At 69.4% G+C, this 14,055-nt stretch carries 12 protein-coding genes and 2 pseudogenes; 6 read left to right on the top strand and 8 right to left on the bottom strand.

What is annotated here, in order from left to right; genetic code table 11:
* From ACWCSU_RS52380 to ACWCSU_RS52400, 5 genes and pseudogenes are all read right to left on the bottom strand, one after another.
* On the bottom strand, nucleotides 1–263 hold a 263-nt coding region (locus tag ACWCSU_RS52380), incomplete at its 3' end, for a hypothetical protein (RefSeq protein WP_449945073.1).
* A gap of 700 nt (nucleotides 264–963) precedes the next feature.
* Nucleotides 964–1,113 (bottom strand): annotated as a pseudogene (locus tag ACWCSU_RS52385) (IS30 family transposase); the annotation flags it as partial.
* A 397-nt stretch (nucleotides 1,114–1,510) separates the two neighbouring features.
* Nucleotides 1,511–1,984, bottom strand: a complete 474-nt coding sequence (locus ACWCSU_RS52390) for a MarR family winged helix-turn-helix transcriptional regulator (protein ID WP_449945075.1) — start codon at nucleotides 1,982–1,984, stop codon at nucleotides 1,511–1,513.
* Between the two features lie 701 nt (nucleotides 1,985–2,685).
* The gene (locus tag ACWCSU_RS52395) at nucleotides 2,686–3,816 is read right to left on the bottom strand and encodes a sensor histidine kinase (protein WP_449945077.1); all 1,131 of its coding nucleotides are present in this window, start codon (nucleotides 3,814–3,816) and stop codon (nucleotides 2,686–2,688) included.
* Entirely contained in the window at nucleotides 3,813–4,466 is a 654-nt protein-coding gene (locus ACWCSU_RS52400; RefSeq protein ID WP_449945079.1) for a response regulator transcription factor, read from the bottom strand. Before ACWCSU_RS52400 ends, ACWCSU_RS52395 begins: the two co-directional genes overlap by 4 nt.
* Nucleotides 4,467–4,555: 89 nt before the next feature.
* On the opposite strand from ACWCSU_RS52400, the gene ACWCSU_RS52405 reads away from it, so the two are divergent.
* From ACWCSU_RS52405 to ACWCSU_RS52420, 4 genes are read left to right on the top strand one after another with little or no spacing between them, the layout of a single operon-like run.
* A complete protein-coding gene (locus ACWCSU_RS52405) occupies nucleotides 4,556–5,035 on the top strand; it encodes a hypothetical protein (protein WP_449945081.1) in 480 nt (159 codons plus the stop codon).
* Complete coding sequence (locus ACWCSU_RS52410) at nucleotides 5,032–6,051, top strand: peptidoglycan-binding protein (protein WP_449945082.1); 1,020 nt, start codon at nucleotides 5,032–5,034, stop codon at nucleotides 6,049–6,051. Before ACWCSU_RS52405 ends, ACWCSU_RS52410 begins: the two co-directional genes overlap by 4 nt.
* The gene (locus ACWCSU_RS52415; RefSeq protein WP_449945085.1) at nucleotides 6,048–6,704 is read left to right on the top strand and encodes an ABC transporter ATP-binding protein; all 657 of its coding nucleotides are present in this window, start codon (nucleotides 6,048–6,050) and stop codon (nucleotides 6,702–6,704) included. The genes ACWCSU_RS52410 and ACWCSU_RS52415 overlap by 4 nt, the downstream gene beginning before the upstream one ends.
* Nucleotides 6,701–7,879 (top strand): ABC transporter permease, encoded by a 1,179-nt coding sequence (locus ACWCSU_RS52420; protein WP_449945088.1) that lies wholly within the window; start codon nucleotides 6,701–6,703, stop codon nucleotides 7,877–7,879. Before ACWCSU_RS52415 ends, ACWCSU_RS52420 begins: the two co-directional genes overlap by 4 nt.
* Nucleotides 7,880–8,491: 612 nt before the next feature.
* On the opposite strand, the gene ACWCSU_RS52425 is transcribed toward ACWCSU_RS52420, so the two are convergent.
* From ACWCSU_RS52425 to ACWCSU_RS52435, 3 genes are all read right to left on the bottom strand, one after another.
* Nucleotides 8,492–9,841 carry a hypothetical protein gene (locus ACWCSU_RS52425; RefSeq protein WP_449945092.1) on the bottom strand — a complete coding sequence of 450 codons (1,350 nt, stop codon included), beginning with the start codon at nucleotides 9,839–9,841 and terminating at the stop codon, nucleotides 8,492–8,494.
* Nucleotides 9,828–10,367, bottom strand: coding sequence for a SigE family RNA polymerase sigma factor (locus ACWCSU_RS52430; protein WP_449945095.1), 540 nt, complete (start codon nucleotides 10,365–10,367; stop codon nucleotides 9,828–9,830). Before ACWCSU_RS52430 ends, ACWCSU_RS52425 begins: the two co-directional genes overlap by 14 nt.
* A gap of 162 nt (nucleotides 10,368–10,529) precedes the next feature.
* Complete coding sequence (locus ACWCSU_RS52435) at nucleotides 10,530–10,898, bottom strand: hypothetical protein (RefSeq protein ID WP_449945098.1); 369 nt, start codon at nucleotides 10,896–10,898, stop codon at nucleotides 10,530–10,532.
* 229 nt (nucleotides 10,899–11,127) lie between these two features.
* Here ACWCSU_RS52435 and ACWCSU_RS52440 point away from each other — a divergent pair.
* Together ACWCSU_RS52440 and ACWCSU_RS52445 are read left to right on the top strand one after the other, a co-directional pair.
* A pseudogene (locus ACWCSU_RS52440) lies at nucleotides 11,128–11,639 on the top strand (transposase); the annotation flags it as partial.
* A gap of 145 nt (nucleotides 11,640–11,784) precedes the next feature.
* The coding region (locus ACWCSU_RS52445) for a DUF7507 domain-containing protein (RefSeq protein WP_449945101.1) at nucleotides 11,785–14,055 on the top strand (2,271 nt) is incomplete at its 3' end.

The following is a 14,055-nucleotide window of genomic DNA, read 5'->3' on the forward strand; positions in this document are numbered from 1 at the left end:
TTCTCGGCGCCCTGGTCGTCGTTGCCGTCCTCGGCCTCGGCCTGCTGGCCCTGCGCGTCTTCCTGCGTGCCCTCGTTGGGGTCCGCGCTCTCCGCGGGCGTGGCGGCCTCGTTCTCGGGGGCCTGCTCGGAGGGGGTGGCGGAGGACTGGGAGGAGGTGGGGGCGGGGCTCTGGTCGAGGGAGGAGGCGTACGCGGCAGCTCCGCCGCCCGCCACGAGGACGGCCACGGTGGCGAGACCGGGGATGAGCATGGACTTACGCATTGAAATATCTCCGATGCATTGACGTCGTACTGACGCACTCAGTCTGGGGAGACATGGGACAGCGGCAGGTTCGGCGGACCACAACGTGGGGTTAATACTGGCCGGAACCCCGTACCTGCTCCGGCCTGCGCCTGCGGGAAGGTAAGCGCCGCGCTAACCGAGTGCTGAGCGGGCGCTGTCACGCCTCTCTCTACCGTGCGTTCATGAGATCAGGCAGCACAACGACCGTCCCGGTGCCGGTCTCCGCGGCTCTCCTGGGCCTGGGGGTGGTCGTCGGTTTCGCCGCGCGCACGCCGGCGTGGACAGCGGTGGACATGAGAGTCAGCATTGCAGGATCGCCGGCTGTACCTGCCAGACGACGTCAGGCACATCTGACAGCGTGGGCCGCACACCCCACAACAAGGAGTTGGCTGGATGAGTGGCATCGAAGTGACCCTGGTAGAACTCGAGCAGCGGCTGCTGGACGTGGACGCCGCCTTTGACGAGAGGTTTTTCGGACGTTCGGGCCGCCCCATCCACCGATCGGGCCCGCTGACAGCACGCCGAATTCCGCCGGGTGAATCACGCCGTCCAGTCACAAAGTCACAGCCCCGCTGCGGGCATTGCGTCCCACCGGGTCAGGCACAGGTTGCAGAGAGAAAGAGCTCGGCGCGTGTCCCGGTCGAGCTTCTTTCGTGGTCTGGTGTGCAACTCGGCGGCGACGGCCCGTCTCGCCGCCCTGGTCCCACGTCAGCGAGCGCCTGAGATGGGCGGGCAGCGTGGCCATGGTTTCCACCAGGGCGTCACGCACGCGATCGGCGGTCCGGTCGATGGGTAGGTGGACGAGCGTCACGTAGCACGTCGTGCGCTCACCTCCTGCCCGGTCGCGTGAGTTGTTCGAGGCCTACCTCCAGCCACACAGCCAGGGACTCCCGCGCCCGGGGCGGGCGGCGCAGGAGGTCCTGGCGGGAACGGTCTCAGGATCGTGGGGCCATCCAGCGCCCCACGACTCTGGTGCGTCCGTCGGTGTTACTGGCGTCGAAGGTGTGCAGGAACGCCTGTCGGGCGGTGTTCCGGCTCCCGTGTGCCAGGCTTACCGGTCACTGCTTGCCTGCCAGGGATGGGTGCGCCGTTTGGGGAGCGCCGTCCGCGCGGACGATCTGAATGACCGACCGGCCGCGTCCCGATGTCCGTGCAGAAGTGATGTTCGGGCTCCGCTTCGCTGATCTCAGGCGAAGAGGGTACGCGGATCGTCCTGGCGCAATTTCTCAGACACTGCCCTCTACTGCGGTGTTGTCGGCCGACAGGTCGGCGAGGATCTGCGTGAGGGTGGACTTGACGCCCTGGATACCGTCGGCCCCGACGACGCCGGCCCAGCGGGCCTCCAGTCCGGCGAAGTAGGCGGCGCTGATCTCGGCGGCCCGGGTGCCCCGGTCGGCGAAGACGACAACCCTGCCTCGGCCATCGGCCGGGTCGGGAACGCGTCGCACGTAGCCGTGTTGTTCGAGGTGACCCACGAGTTCGCTCATCGCTTGCGGGGTCATCCCGGCTCTGCGGGCCAGTGTGGTGGGCCGGGTGCCGCCGCAGTCCATCAGCCGGAACACGTTCAGGTAGTGAGTGGGGCGTAGATCCTTGCACCCGTTCTCGACCAGGTGGCGGAGCAACCCGTCGAGGATCAGGTTGAACGTCTGCCCGATGAGCTGCAACAGGAGCGGCTCATCGGGTGCAGATTGTTCGGCCACCTTATAACCTCACCTTATAAAGCTTCCTGAATAGTTTCAGCATAGCCGAAGGAGACGAGATGCCCCACCCCTCCCCCGCGCGTCCAGTGAGGTGGCGCAGGGGCGCCAGGATCGCCGGGGGGACACTCCTCATCCTGTTGGGTCTGCTGTGGATCCTCCAGGGTGCCGACCTGGTACGAATCGATCCCATCTTGTGCGTCGCCGACTGCCGGCCCATCACCGGCGGGTCACCCGGCTGGCTGGCCATCGGAGTGGCCGCCGCGTTAGCCGGAGTCTTGCTCGTAGGTGTGCGAAGAGGTCCGCGCCGGGGAGGTGGCGAATCAGGACTCGAACGTCCCGTGGATGGCCGTTGAGAGGGAGATACCGCCATCTACGTGATTCATGCACCACGTCCACGGACGTGGTGCGAGCTCAAGGGCCCGGTCCTCCGGCCTGTTCACCATGCGGTGTCCAACTTGTCCTCATCGCCGCCGGGCTCCGCCTCGACCTGCTCGCCGCTGAACTGCCCACGCATTCTGCTCAAGACCTCTGCACGTAGATCGTCGCGTACATCGGCCTGGAGCGCGGCACCATCGACGCCGGCATCGCCCGCCGCCCGACGACACCGAGCACGGCACGAAGCGCTGGAAGCGCAAGACGACCGACACAGGCTGAGCCGGCGGCCCAGGATAGCTCGGCCGGCGGATGGCCGGCCGTGTGCGTCACACGGCCTGTCGCGGCGAGGCGGTGCCTGGGCCGGGCAACCGTACGGTCACCACCAGGCCGCCGCCGTGTCGAGGGACGGCCGTCACCGAGCCGCCGTGACCGCGGGCGATGGAGCGCACGATGGACAGGCCGAGGCCGAACCCTCTCCCACCGCCGGTACGCTCGCGGTTGAGCCGCCGGAACGGCTGGAACAGCGACTCGATCTCGTAGTGCGGCACAACAGGCCCCGAGTTGGCCACGGTCAGCACCGCGTCCTCGCCGATGGTCTTCGTGGTCACGGAGACGAGCCCGGAGGGCACGTTGTGCTCGACGGCGTTCTCGACCAGGTTCTGTACCAGCCGTTCGAGCAGGATGGGATCGCCTCTGGTGACCGCAGCGGCCGCGCCGTCCCAGGGCACGCCGCGCTGGTCGCACACATGGCCGGCGATGTCGGCCAGGTCGACGGGGGTGCGCTCGGCGATGCCGTGCTCGGAGTCGGCCAGCGTGAGCAGGCCGTCGATCAGCCGTTCGTGCCGTTCGTTGACGGTCTGCAACGACGTGCCGAGCTGGATGCAGTCCGGCGAGGCGCCCGGCCTGCTGACCGCGAGCTCCACCAGCGTCCTGTTCATGGCCAGCGGGGTGCGCAACTCGTGAGAGGCGTTGGCCACCAGCCTGCGCTGTCCGTCGAAGGCCGCGTCCAGTTGCTCCACCATCAGGTTGAAGGCGTCGGCCAGATCGCGTACCTCGTCTTGCGGGCCGTTCATGACGATCCGTTCGTGCAGTCCCCGCCCCGCGCCCACGGCCAGCCGCCGCGCGGTCTCGGTGACGCGGTGCAGGGGCTGCAGCGCGCGGCCCGTCACCAGCCAGCCGAACCCCACCGAGGCTGCGCCGACCAGCAGCAACCCGATCGCGCCCTGCGATATCAGCGAGGTGGTGGTCGCCGTACGGATCCGTTCGCTCAGCATCTGCCGTCCCTCGTCCATCGGCGGTCCAGACGGCGTGGACGACAGGATGTGCTTGCCGCTGACGGCCGACGGCACCTGCTGGGACACCAGCAGGGTCGTCACGCCGAGCAGCACCACTCCGCCCACCAGGAAGAACGCCGCGTACACCAGGGTCAGCCTGGCCCTGATCGTGAGCTTCTTCACGCGATCCGGTACCCGGCTCCGGGAACGGTGTCGATCATGGGGACCTCCAGCTTGCGGCGCAGCTTCAGAATGGTCACCCGCACGACGCCGGTGAACGGGTCGATGTGCTCATCCCAGGCCCGCTCCAGCAGGTCCTCGGCCGACACCACCGCCCCGTCGGCGCGCAGCAACTCGGCGAGAACGGCGAACTCCTTGCGCGACAGCGCGACGTAACGCCCATCGCGGTACACCTCCCGCCTGGCCAGATCCATCCGGATGCCACGGCGGCTGAGGACCGGAGGCGTGGCGGGCCCGGTGCGCCGCAGCAGCGCCTGCACTCTGGCCGACAACTCGGCCAGCGCGAACGGCTTGGGCAGGTAGTCGTCAGCGCCGAGTTGGAGGCCCGCCACCCGATCCCGTACGGCCGCGGCAGCGGTCAGCATGAGAACGCGGGTTCGGGTGGCCGATTCCACGATCGATCGGCACACGTCGTCGCCATGGACGGCGGGCAGATCACGGTCAAGGATGACCACGTCGTAGTCGTTCACGCCGAGCCGCTCGAGCGCCGAGCCGCCGTCGTTGACCACGTCAACGGCCAGCGCGTCGCGACGCAGCCACTCGGCGATGCCGTCGGCCAGCACCGGTTCGTCCTCGACGATCAGAACACGCACGCTCAGAAGTTCTATCCGGTTGGGTGTATCGCCACCGTTAACGTTCGCGCTAACGCCACGGTAATCGGCTCTGCGATGAACTCCGGGCCATGAAGACGAAGACGCTGATCAGGCTCCTCGCCATGGGCCTCGTCCTTGCCGCCTGCGGCGCCCAACCTGAGACCAGGGTCGCCACCGCGAGCGGCGCCACGGCGAGCGCGGCCGCGAGCCCTTCGGCCGCCGGCGACGGCGAGCTGGCCTTCGCGCGGTGCATGCGAGGTGAGGGCATCGACATCAAGGACCCGACCAACGGCCGCTTCGAGGTCAGCAGCGACATCGCCGAGAAGAAGAAGATGGACGCCGCGATGGCCAAGTGCGGTCACCTCCTGCCCGGCGGTCAGGGAGGCAAGCCGAGTCCGCAAGATCTCGACAGCGCGCGCAAGCAGGCCAGGTGCATGCGCGAGAACGGGTACCCCACGTTCCCCGACCCCGACTCCAGCGGAAGGCTCAAGCTGGACGTCGGCGCCCTCGGAGCCGGCCCTGACGACCCGAAGTTCAAGGCCGCCATGGAAAAGTGCCGCGCGGCATGACCGGCCGGCTCGCGGCCGGGTCGCTGATCCTCGCGGCGGTCTGCGCCACCACCGCGGTCATCGTGTTCGGCGGGCGCGGAGACGAACCGGTCGCCCGCGACGCCGTGCCCGCCGCTCTCGCCGAGGTCACCGAGCAGGACCTGGCCGACACCACGACGGCCACGGGGATCGTGGGCTACGGCCGGGAGCGTCCGCTGGCCGCGGCCGCTCCCGGCACGGTCACCGCGCTCCCCGCCATCGGCTCGACGGTCCGGCGCGGTGGCGTGCTGTTCAAGGTCGACCAGGTCCCCACCGTGCTCTTGTACGGCAAGGTGCCCGCCTACCGGACGCTGCGGTCCGGCGTGCGAGGAGCCGATGTCCGGCAGCTGGAAGAGAACCTGCGCGAACTCGGCTATCACGGTTTCACCATCGATGACGTATTCAGCGGGGAGAGCGCGCGGGCCGTACGCAAGTGGCAGAAGGACCTCGGCGTCAAACAGACCGGCGTGGTCGAGCTCGGCCGGGTCGTCTTCCAGCCGGACGCCGTCCGCGTCAACGACCAGACGGCAGTGCCTGGGACGCTGGTCCGTCCGGGCTCTCCTCTCCTCACCGTTACCGGGACCGCGCACTTGGTCACCGTGCGGCTGGACGAGACGGAGTACCGGCTGGCCAAGATCGGCGCTGCGGCGACGGTCAGGACACCGGCCGGCGAGCAGGTTCAGGGGAAGGTCGCCACGGCGCAGTTCGTGGTCAATTCCGATCAGCGAGGCACGACCACGAAGGTGGAGCTGACCGTGGCGATCGGGGCCGTGGGCTACGACCGGGCGGCGGTCGATGTGACGCTCGTCTCCGAGGTGCGCAAGGACGTTCTCACGGTGCCGGTCGCGGCGCTCCTGGCGCTGTCCGAGGGCGGGTATGGCGTTGAACTCGCGGACGGCCGGGTCGTTCCGGTCCGGACGGGGCTCTTCGCCGGTGGGCGTGTCGAGGTGTCGGGCCAGGGGCTCACCACCGGACTGAAGGTGGGGATGCCGACATGATCGCGCGGCTTGAGGGCGTCACCAAGGCCTACCCCGGTGGTGTCATCGCGCTGGATGACGTCTCGCTGGAGGTCGAGAAGGGCGAGCTGCTGGCCATCGTCGGGCCGTCCGGGTCGGGAAAGTCCACCATGTTGCACATCCTCGGCACCTTGGACCGGCCCACCAGTGGCCGGGTGCGCCTCGACGGCCAGGACGTGGGCACGCTGCCGGACCACGCCCTGTCGGAGTTGCGGGCCACCAGGATCGGGTTCGTGTTCCAGCAGTTCCACCTGACCACAGGCGCGTCGGCGCTGGACAACGTGGCCGACGGACTGCTGTATGCAGGGGTGCCGCTCGGGCGGCGGCGCGCCCTGGCGCTGGAGGCGCTCGACCAGGTGGGGCTCGGCCGTCGCGTTCGGCACCGGCCGCACGAGCTGTCCGGCGGTGAGCGGCAGCGCGTGGCCATCGCACGGGCGGCTGTGCGCAGGCCTGTCTTGCTGCTGGCCGACGAGCCGACGGGCAACCTCGACTCGGCGGCGGGCGCGGGCGTGCTCGCGCTGCTACGAGAGCTGAACGCGTCAGGGACCACGATCGTGGTGATCACACACGACTTGGAGATCGCGCACGCCCTGCCCAGGCAGGTGCGCATGCGGGACGGGCGGGTGCTGCCATGACGGCGCTGTCGGCCAGGGACGTGATCAGGGTGGGCGGGGCCGGGCTGCGCACCCGGCCGATGCGCGCCCTCCTGTCGGCCCTCGGCGTCGCCATTGGGATCGCCGCGATGGTGTCGGTCGTCGGGATCTCCGCTTCCAGCCGAGCCGAGCTGGACCGGACCCTGGCCAGGCTCGGCACCAACCTGCTCACGGTCGCGCCGGGCCAGACCGTGTTCGGCAAGCAGGCGCAGCTGCCGCAGGGGGCGGCGGCCATGATCCGCAGGATCCGCCCGGTGACGGGTGCCGCCGCTACCGCGCTGCTGCCCGACGCGCACGTTTACCGCAACGACCGGATCCCTGCGGCCGAGAGCGGCGGCATCGCCGTCGTCGCCGCAGAGCTGACCGTCCCCGATCTCGTCGGGGCGGCTGTGGCGCGAGGCACCTGGCTCAACGGCGCGACGGCCCGGTACCCAGCCGTCGTGCTGGGCTCGACGGCGGCTGAACGGCTGGGCGTCACAGAGCTGGGACGGCAGGTGTACCTGAGTGGACACTGGTTCACCGTCATCGGGATGCTGGACCCGGCACCGCTCGCGCCGGAGTTGGACTCCTCCGCGATGATCGGCTGGCCCGCTGCCGCACGGTACCTGTCGTTCGATGGGCATCCGACCACGATCTACACCCGCACCGAGGACCCGGCCGTGGAAGCGGTGCGCGCCGTGCTGGCCGCCACCGCCAAACCTCAGGTGCCCGGCGAGGTGAACGTGTCCAGGCCATCCGACGCGCTCGCCGCCCGACAGGCGACGGACCGGGCCCTGACCGGCCTGCTGCTCGGCCTCGGCGCGGTCGCCCTGGTCGTCGGGGGTGTCGGCGTGGCCAACACCATGGTCATCGCGGTCCTGGAACGCAAGGCCGAGATCGGGCTGCGCCGGTCACTGGGGGCCACGCAGGGGCAGATCCGCGTCCAGTTCCTGGCCGAGGCGCTGCTGCTGTCCGGTCTCGGCGGTATCGGCGGCCTGTTCCTGGGTATTGCGGTGACCGGTGTGTACGCGGCCATCCAGGCCCTGCCGATGGTGATCCCCATCTGGGCACTGGTAGGCGGTCTGGCCGCAACCCTGATGATCGGCGGCCTGGCTGGGCTCTACCCCGCCATCCGTGCCAGCCACCTGGCCCCGACAGAGGCGCTGGCCTCGCCCTGACCAGCCGCCATCACACCACTGGATCGGCGGCTGGCCGCTGGGCGCGTCGGTGCGGGGAACGCGGTGAGTCCAGGCCCGGCGGCCACGGTTTCGGCTTACGTCGTGAGGCACTGTTGATCGGTAAGTCGGCGTACGAGGCCGGTGAACATGTGCTGGTGGACGTGGCGCGGCCTCCGTAGCTGCAATGTTCGCCGGCGCCTTCGAAGTCCGGGAGGCTGATGAGGGTGGCTGGGCAGCTCCGGCGTGTGCCGGAGCCGTCCGGCCGAAGTGCCGACTCACCGATGGGCGTCGGCACTTCGCTGGTTTTGAGGACAGGCTAGTGCCGGTACGTCCAGGACATGGTCGAGGGTGAGCTCGCTGGTGTGCGGTTGGCCATCGAGCTCAACCGTGCCATACAGGGCCACCAGCCTGTCATTGGTGAGCGGAACTCCACCTGCGGGTTCCCGGGGAGACGGCGGGTACGGGTATGGCTCACCGCAGTCCATCCGATCGGCCCGGGCCGGATCGGGTGGACACGAGCCGGTCCGCAGAATTGCGAGGGGGCTGCGGTCCCGCCCACATTTCGCAGCGATGGCATGGTATGCGTCTTTGAAGCTGGCAGGGGTTTCAGCGTCATGGCGCCGCGATACCTTTCACGATTCGCCGCAGATCACGCGCGGGGGCGGTGACCACGATGGCCAGGCCGAACTCTGGAGTCCAGGCGAACTTCCGGGTGGGCGTGGAGGCCCCCGTGTCGAGCAGTTCCCCCTGCACCCCGGCGATGGTCGCCGACTCCGGCTCGCCTCTGGACACGCTGCTCCACCAGGTGGCGCTCGGAACCGCCGCCCCACGCTGGATGGAGACAGTGACGGTGTCTTCGCCGTCCGGGCCGATCCACCGCCGGGTGGTGGAACGCCAGCGTGGTGCCATGACGGTCTCCACAGGACCCGACCGCAAATTCGGATCATTGAAGGAGATCGCGATGCTGTCGACGGACTCGCCCTGGCCTTGGGGAGGCGACTGGATGCCCTCGGCGATCCGTACCAGGTCCCCCTCCGGTAGGTGGTCCCCCCTGACCCGCACGCCGATTCCCGGCTTGACCAGCCACAGCAACACCCGGCCTGACTGTCCGGTGGCTCCCGCGTAGGCCGGCTGGCCATGCACCGAGGCCGGACGTATATCAGTCAGCGGCTCCTTCGGCGGTTCGGCGGCACGCAATTTCGCAAGCGTCGCCGCGGCCCGGCCGTATACGACCTCGACGGAGACGCGCCGACCGGACTCGCCCTGCCAGAGCCGGGCAAGCGCCTCAAGATCCGTGCCCGCCCTCCCCACGGCCCACATGCCGGCTGGCATGTATGTGACGCGTAGTCCGGCGAAGGCGGGATTCCAGCCCGTCACCCGCAGCCCGTCGATGATCCGGTCGCGCTCGCCCTTCAGGGCCTCCGAGACCGCGACTTTCAGTACAAGGCGGTGGTCGGCGACCCACATGGCGCTGGTGCCGTCGCCTGACAGCACTGGACCGTCGACGGATCGCGGTTCGACCGGTGAGTCGACCATGTTCAGGGCGAGAATGTCCATCGCGTCGCGCACGACACCGTCCGTGCGGTAGGCCGAAACCTGGGCGAAGTCGCCGCCGGCCTGCCATCTCAGCGCCTCACCGCGCAGCCGGATCTCTCCTTCGACGTCTTTCTCCTGCGCCCGCAGGCGTTGCGGGGCACCCAGCCCCTCCGGGATGTAGCCGATCCGCACACCCTCCAGTTCCGGGGAGGTGGCGACCGGGTCAGGCCGGGTGACGATGTACGGCGACACGACGCCGATCGCCACCAGCACGGCGGCGGCCGCAGCGATGCTCGCCGCCAGTCTGCGCCGCCTTCTGCGCAGCGCCACCCGGGCCGTCACCCGTACGGCCAGCTCCGGCGCCCCCCGCACTGGCCGGGTCGCGTCGGTCATTCCCTGGCGTAGTCGTTCCTCAATACCGCGCACTGTTCGCCACCTCCTCACCCAGCAGCGCCCGCAGGCGTTTCAGCGCCTTGGACGTCTGGCTCTTGACCGTGCCGACGGAGCAGCCGAGCATCTTCGCGGTCTGGGCCTCAGTCATGTCATCCCAGAACCTGAGCACCACCACAGCCCGCTGCCGGGGCGGCAACGCCCGCAACCCGTCTACGACGATGTGCCGTAACTCGATGTCCTCCCGCGCGGTGGGCAGTTCGGGAGGGGTGTGCATCGGAATCAATCGCACGAGGGCCAGCCGCCGCGCCCGGCTGATCGCCAGATTGACGATGATCCGCCGGATGTAGGGCTCGGGGTCGCCGCCACGGCACAGCCTGTCCCAACGCAGGCACGCCCGCTCCAGCGCGGTCTGCAGCAAATCTTCGGCTTCCTCCAACGAACCACAGGTCAGGTACGCCGTGCGCATCAGACTTGTACTGCGGGCGGCCACGAACTCCGTGAACCCGTCCGTATGCGGCGTCACTGAACGCCCTTCGAAATCATGACCCCATACACGCACAGCACGCCGCGAAGGTTGCCTTGGTCTCCCAGCCCAGTCGGCCTTCGAGGAGGCTGAGTGCCGGAATGAGCGGTAGCGACCTGGGGCTCCTACGCCTGTTAGGGATCCGTGACGTGATGGCCGGGGACCTCCTACCGCTCCGGCCAGCCGCCACTGGGTTGATCAGTGGGTACGACGGCGGGGCGCCGGCACCTCGGTGACCTTGGCGATCGCCTCAGCGCCGGGTTTGACATGGCGCATGGCGGTGCGGGGGTTCTTGTGCCGGGTCTTGCCCATGATGAGCTGCAGCGGGATCTCGGCTTCGCCGAGGTGGGTGGCCGCGCTGTGGCGCAACTGGTGCAGATCGAGCCCGGCGTACTTCTCCAGCAGGACACGGGCGCGGTCGTAGCCGAGGCGGGCGCGGCCGGTGTGCGGGCAGATGTCGCCGGGTCCGGACGCCGCTCGGACAGGAACAGCGGGCCGTGCGTTCGGGCGCTGTCGTCCGGGAGCCGGAGCAGGCGGGGCAGCAGGTGGGCGGTGCCGCGGTCCCAATACACCCACTCGACGGCGCCGCTCTTGGACCGCACAGGCGCACGTCGATGCTCCCGGTCGAGGTCCTCGACGTTCAGCGCCAAGATCTGGTTGCGTCCACGGGAGTGGTGTACGAGTTTGACCTGGTCACAAGCGTGGCGGCCGTGAAATGGAGACGGCCAACGCGTGATCCTTCGAGTGCGAACAACGAAGGAGATCAAGGCGATGGCCGCAGACCGATGACCCCAGCGTGTTGCGATCCATGGTCAAGACCATGGCCGAGGCATTGATGTCGGCCGAGGCCGACAGCCTGTGCGAGGCAGGCTACGGCGAGCGCAGCGACGAACGGACCAACCGGCGCAACGGCTACCGCACCCGCGAGTGGGACACCCGCGCAAGCTCGATCGAGCCGGCCATCCCGAAGCTGCGGTCGGGCTCCTACTCCCCCGACTGGCTGCTGGAACGCCGCCGCCGAGCCGAGCAGGCACTGATCAGCGTCGTGGCCACCAGCTACCTGCCCGGCGTCTCGACCCGGCGCGTGGACAAGCTGATCGAGCAGCTCGGCATCAAGCACATCTCCAAAGCCAGGTCTCGGCGGTGGCCAAGACGCTGGATGAGCAGGTCGAAGCGTTCCGGACCCGGACGCTGGACGCCGGCCCGTACGCCTTCGTCTGGCTGGACGCCCTGACCCAGAAGGCGCGCGAGGGCGGCCGCATCATCAACGTGCACGTCTTGGTCGCCACCGGGGTGAACGACGACGGACGGGACGGACATATTCGGCTCCTTCATTGTTGCCCGGCTGTGGAACCACCGTCGCAGGGGTGGCGGCCAGGTTGTGGCCGCCACCAGAACAGGATGAGTACGGGTTACTCATGACGGCACGAGCGCGGGCGCAGACACTCGGCCCATGGTTATCCGCCGCGTGATCGTGCCGCTCGTCTTATTCGTCGTCGCCGCCCTGCTCGGCGCCCCCGCAGGGCACGCCGACGGCGCGGTGCACGGTGAGTGCGAGTTCCTCGGGACCTCGCCCCTGTCGCTCGCGGAGGGCGAGCGGCCCCGTGCCCGTATCACCTTCCTCAACGACAGTCAGGAGAGCGGCTGGTTCACCGCCACGGTGGAGGCCGGGTTCCACTACTGGCACGCCACGCCGTTCTACCGGCAGTTGTTATCCGCCGAGACGGGGCTGGTGCAGGGGGAGTTCGACCTGCCGCCGGCGTACGCGGAGGGCCTCGGTGACGCGAGCGGCCTGCGGATCGACATCACCTCGACGCTGTCGGGCGACACGACGATCGGCACCTGCTCCACCACCCTGAAGGTGCACACCGGCCGTGACACCGACCAGGACGGGCTGCTGGACGACTGGGAGATCAACGGCATCGACTACGACCAGGACGGCACGGTCGATCTCGCGCTGAACCAGCCCCCGTACAGCGCCGACCCGAACAAGAAGGACATCTTCGTCGAGCTGGACGCGATGTTCTGCCTGGCGTCGTACTGCCGGCGCTCCAGGGAGTTCGACCCGAACGCCATCAGCCAGGTGGTGACCGCATTCGCGGCGCACGGCATCACCCTGCACGTCCATACCGGGGAGCGGGCCGGCGAGGCGGAGCGGATCACGTTCGACACCAAGAGCCCCGGTAGCTGGGACGACTTCGACGATGTCAAGTTCGGCGACTCCGCCATCGCCTGCGACGGGAACTTCGGCGACGTGCTCGACCGGATCTCACGCAACTGCGAGAACATTCTGGGCGCCAAGCGGCTGGCGTTCCGCTACGCCGTGTCGGTGCACGGGCTGACCGGCCTCGGCACCACATCGGGCCAGGCCGAGGCGGGCGACGACACCCAGCAGCACGTCGACCTGGCCCACCTGGCCCGCGTCGCCCTGCCGGGCGGCAACGACTTCGTCATCTCGCTCGGCGCGTGGGACAACACGCGGATCACCGCCAACGGCGGCCAGACCGCGGCGGAGGCGGGCACGTTCATGCACGAGCTCGGCCACACGCTCGGGCTGCAGCACGGCGGCCTGGACAGCGTCAACTGCAAGCCGAACTACCTGAGCGTCATGAACTACTCCTACCAGTTCCCCACGGCGTCCACCGCGTCCCGCCCCCTGGACTACCAGCCCCAGGAGCGCGCCCCCATGAACGAGGACCAGGGTCTCGACGAGGTGGGCGACGCCCTGCCGGGAGCGGGTAGCGCGACGGTCGTGTACGGGACGGTGGTGGCCGGGAAACCCGGAGTCGCGCTGACCACGCCGGCCAACAAGCCGGTCGACTGGAATGGCGACGGCACCCGCGCGACGAGCCAGTCCGGGGACGTCAACCACATCATCATGGGCCCCGACACCACGTCCTGCCCCGTCTCCCCCAAGCAGACCCTCACCTCCTGGAACGACTGGGACCACCTGAACCTCAACTTCCGCGAGAGCCCCTGGTTCGAGGACGGCGCGCACAAGGGCGTGCTCGGCCTGGGCAGCGCCGAGATCACCGCCGAGGCCGCCGCGAGTCTCAACCCGCCGATCGACCTCACCGCCGCCAAGACCGTGGACAGGCAGGACGCCTCCCCCGGCGACCGGCTCACCTACACCGTGGCCGTGGGCAACAAGGGACCCGCCACCGCCACGGCGGTGAAGATCGACGACACGATGCCCGGCGGCGACGTCGTCCACCGCACGACGTCCGACGTTCCGGCGGGCGGCTCCGCGCGGGAGACGTTCACCTACGACATCCCCTGTGCGACCACGGACGGGACGGTCCTGACGAACAAGGCGGCCGTGTCGGGGACCAATGAGCGCGGATACGCCGAGACCGGCACCCTGTCCGACAACACCGCCGAGGTGTCCACCACGGTGCACCGGTCGGTGATCGGCGTGGCGGCCACCGCGCCCGCCACCGTCAACGCCGGCGAGGCCGCCGCCTACACCCTGACCTACCGCAACACCGGCGGGGCCGCGGCCTCCGGCGCCACGCTCACCGCCACGCTGCCCGCCGGCCTCTACTACAGCGCCGCGCTCGACCAGGGCGCCGGGCCCCGCCCCGGCTCCGTGAGCGGGAACACCGACGGCACCACCACGCTGCGCTGGCCCATCGGCACGCTGCCCGCCGGCACGGGGACCGGCACGATCGCCTTCACCGCGCGGCCGAGCCTGCTGCTCCTGGACGCGGCGACGGTCACCGTG

The sequence above is a fragment of the Nonomuraea sp. NPDC001699 genome, assembly GCF_053596455.1.

Bases quoted from the DNA above. Each gene is read 5' to 3' on its own strand.
- ACWCSU_RS52410 (WP_449945082.1), top strand. From the start codon at position 5,032: ATGACCGGCCGGCTCGCGGCCGGGTCGCTGATCCTCGCGGCGGTCTGC.
- ACWCSU_RS52405 (WP_449945081.1), top strand. From the start codon at position 4,556: ATGAAGACGAAGACGCTGATCAGGCTCCTCGCCATGGGCCTCGTCCTT.
- ACWCSU_RS52415 (WP_449945085.1), top strand. From the start codon at position 6,048: ATGATCGCGCGGCTTGAGGGCGTCACCAAGGCCTACCCCGGTGGTGTC.
- ACWCSU_RS52420 (WP_449945088.1), top strand. From the start codon at position 6,701: ATGACGGCGCTGTCGGCCAGGGACGTGATCAGGGTGGGCGGGGCCGGG.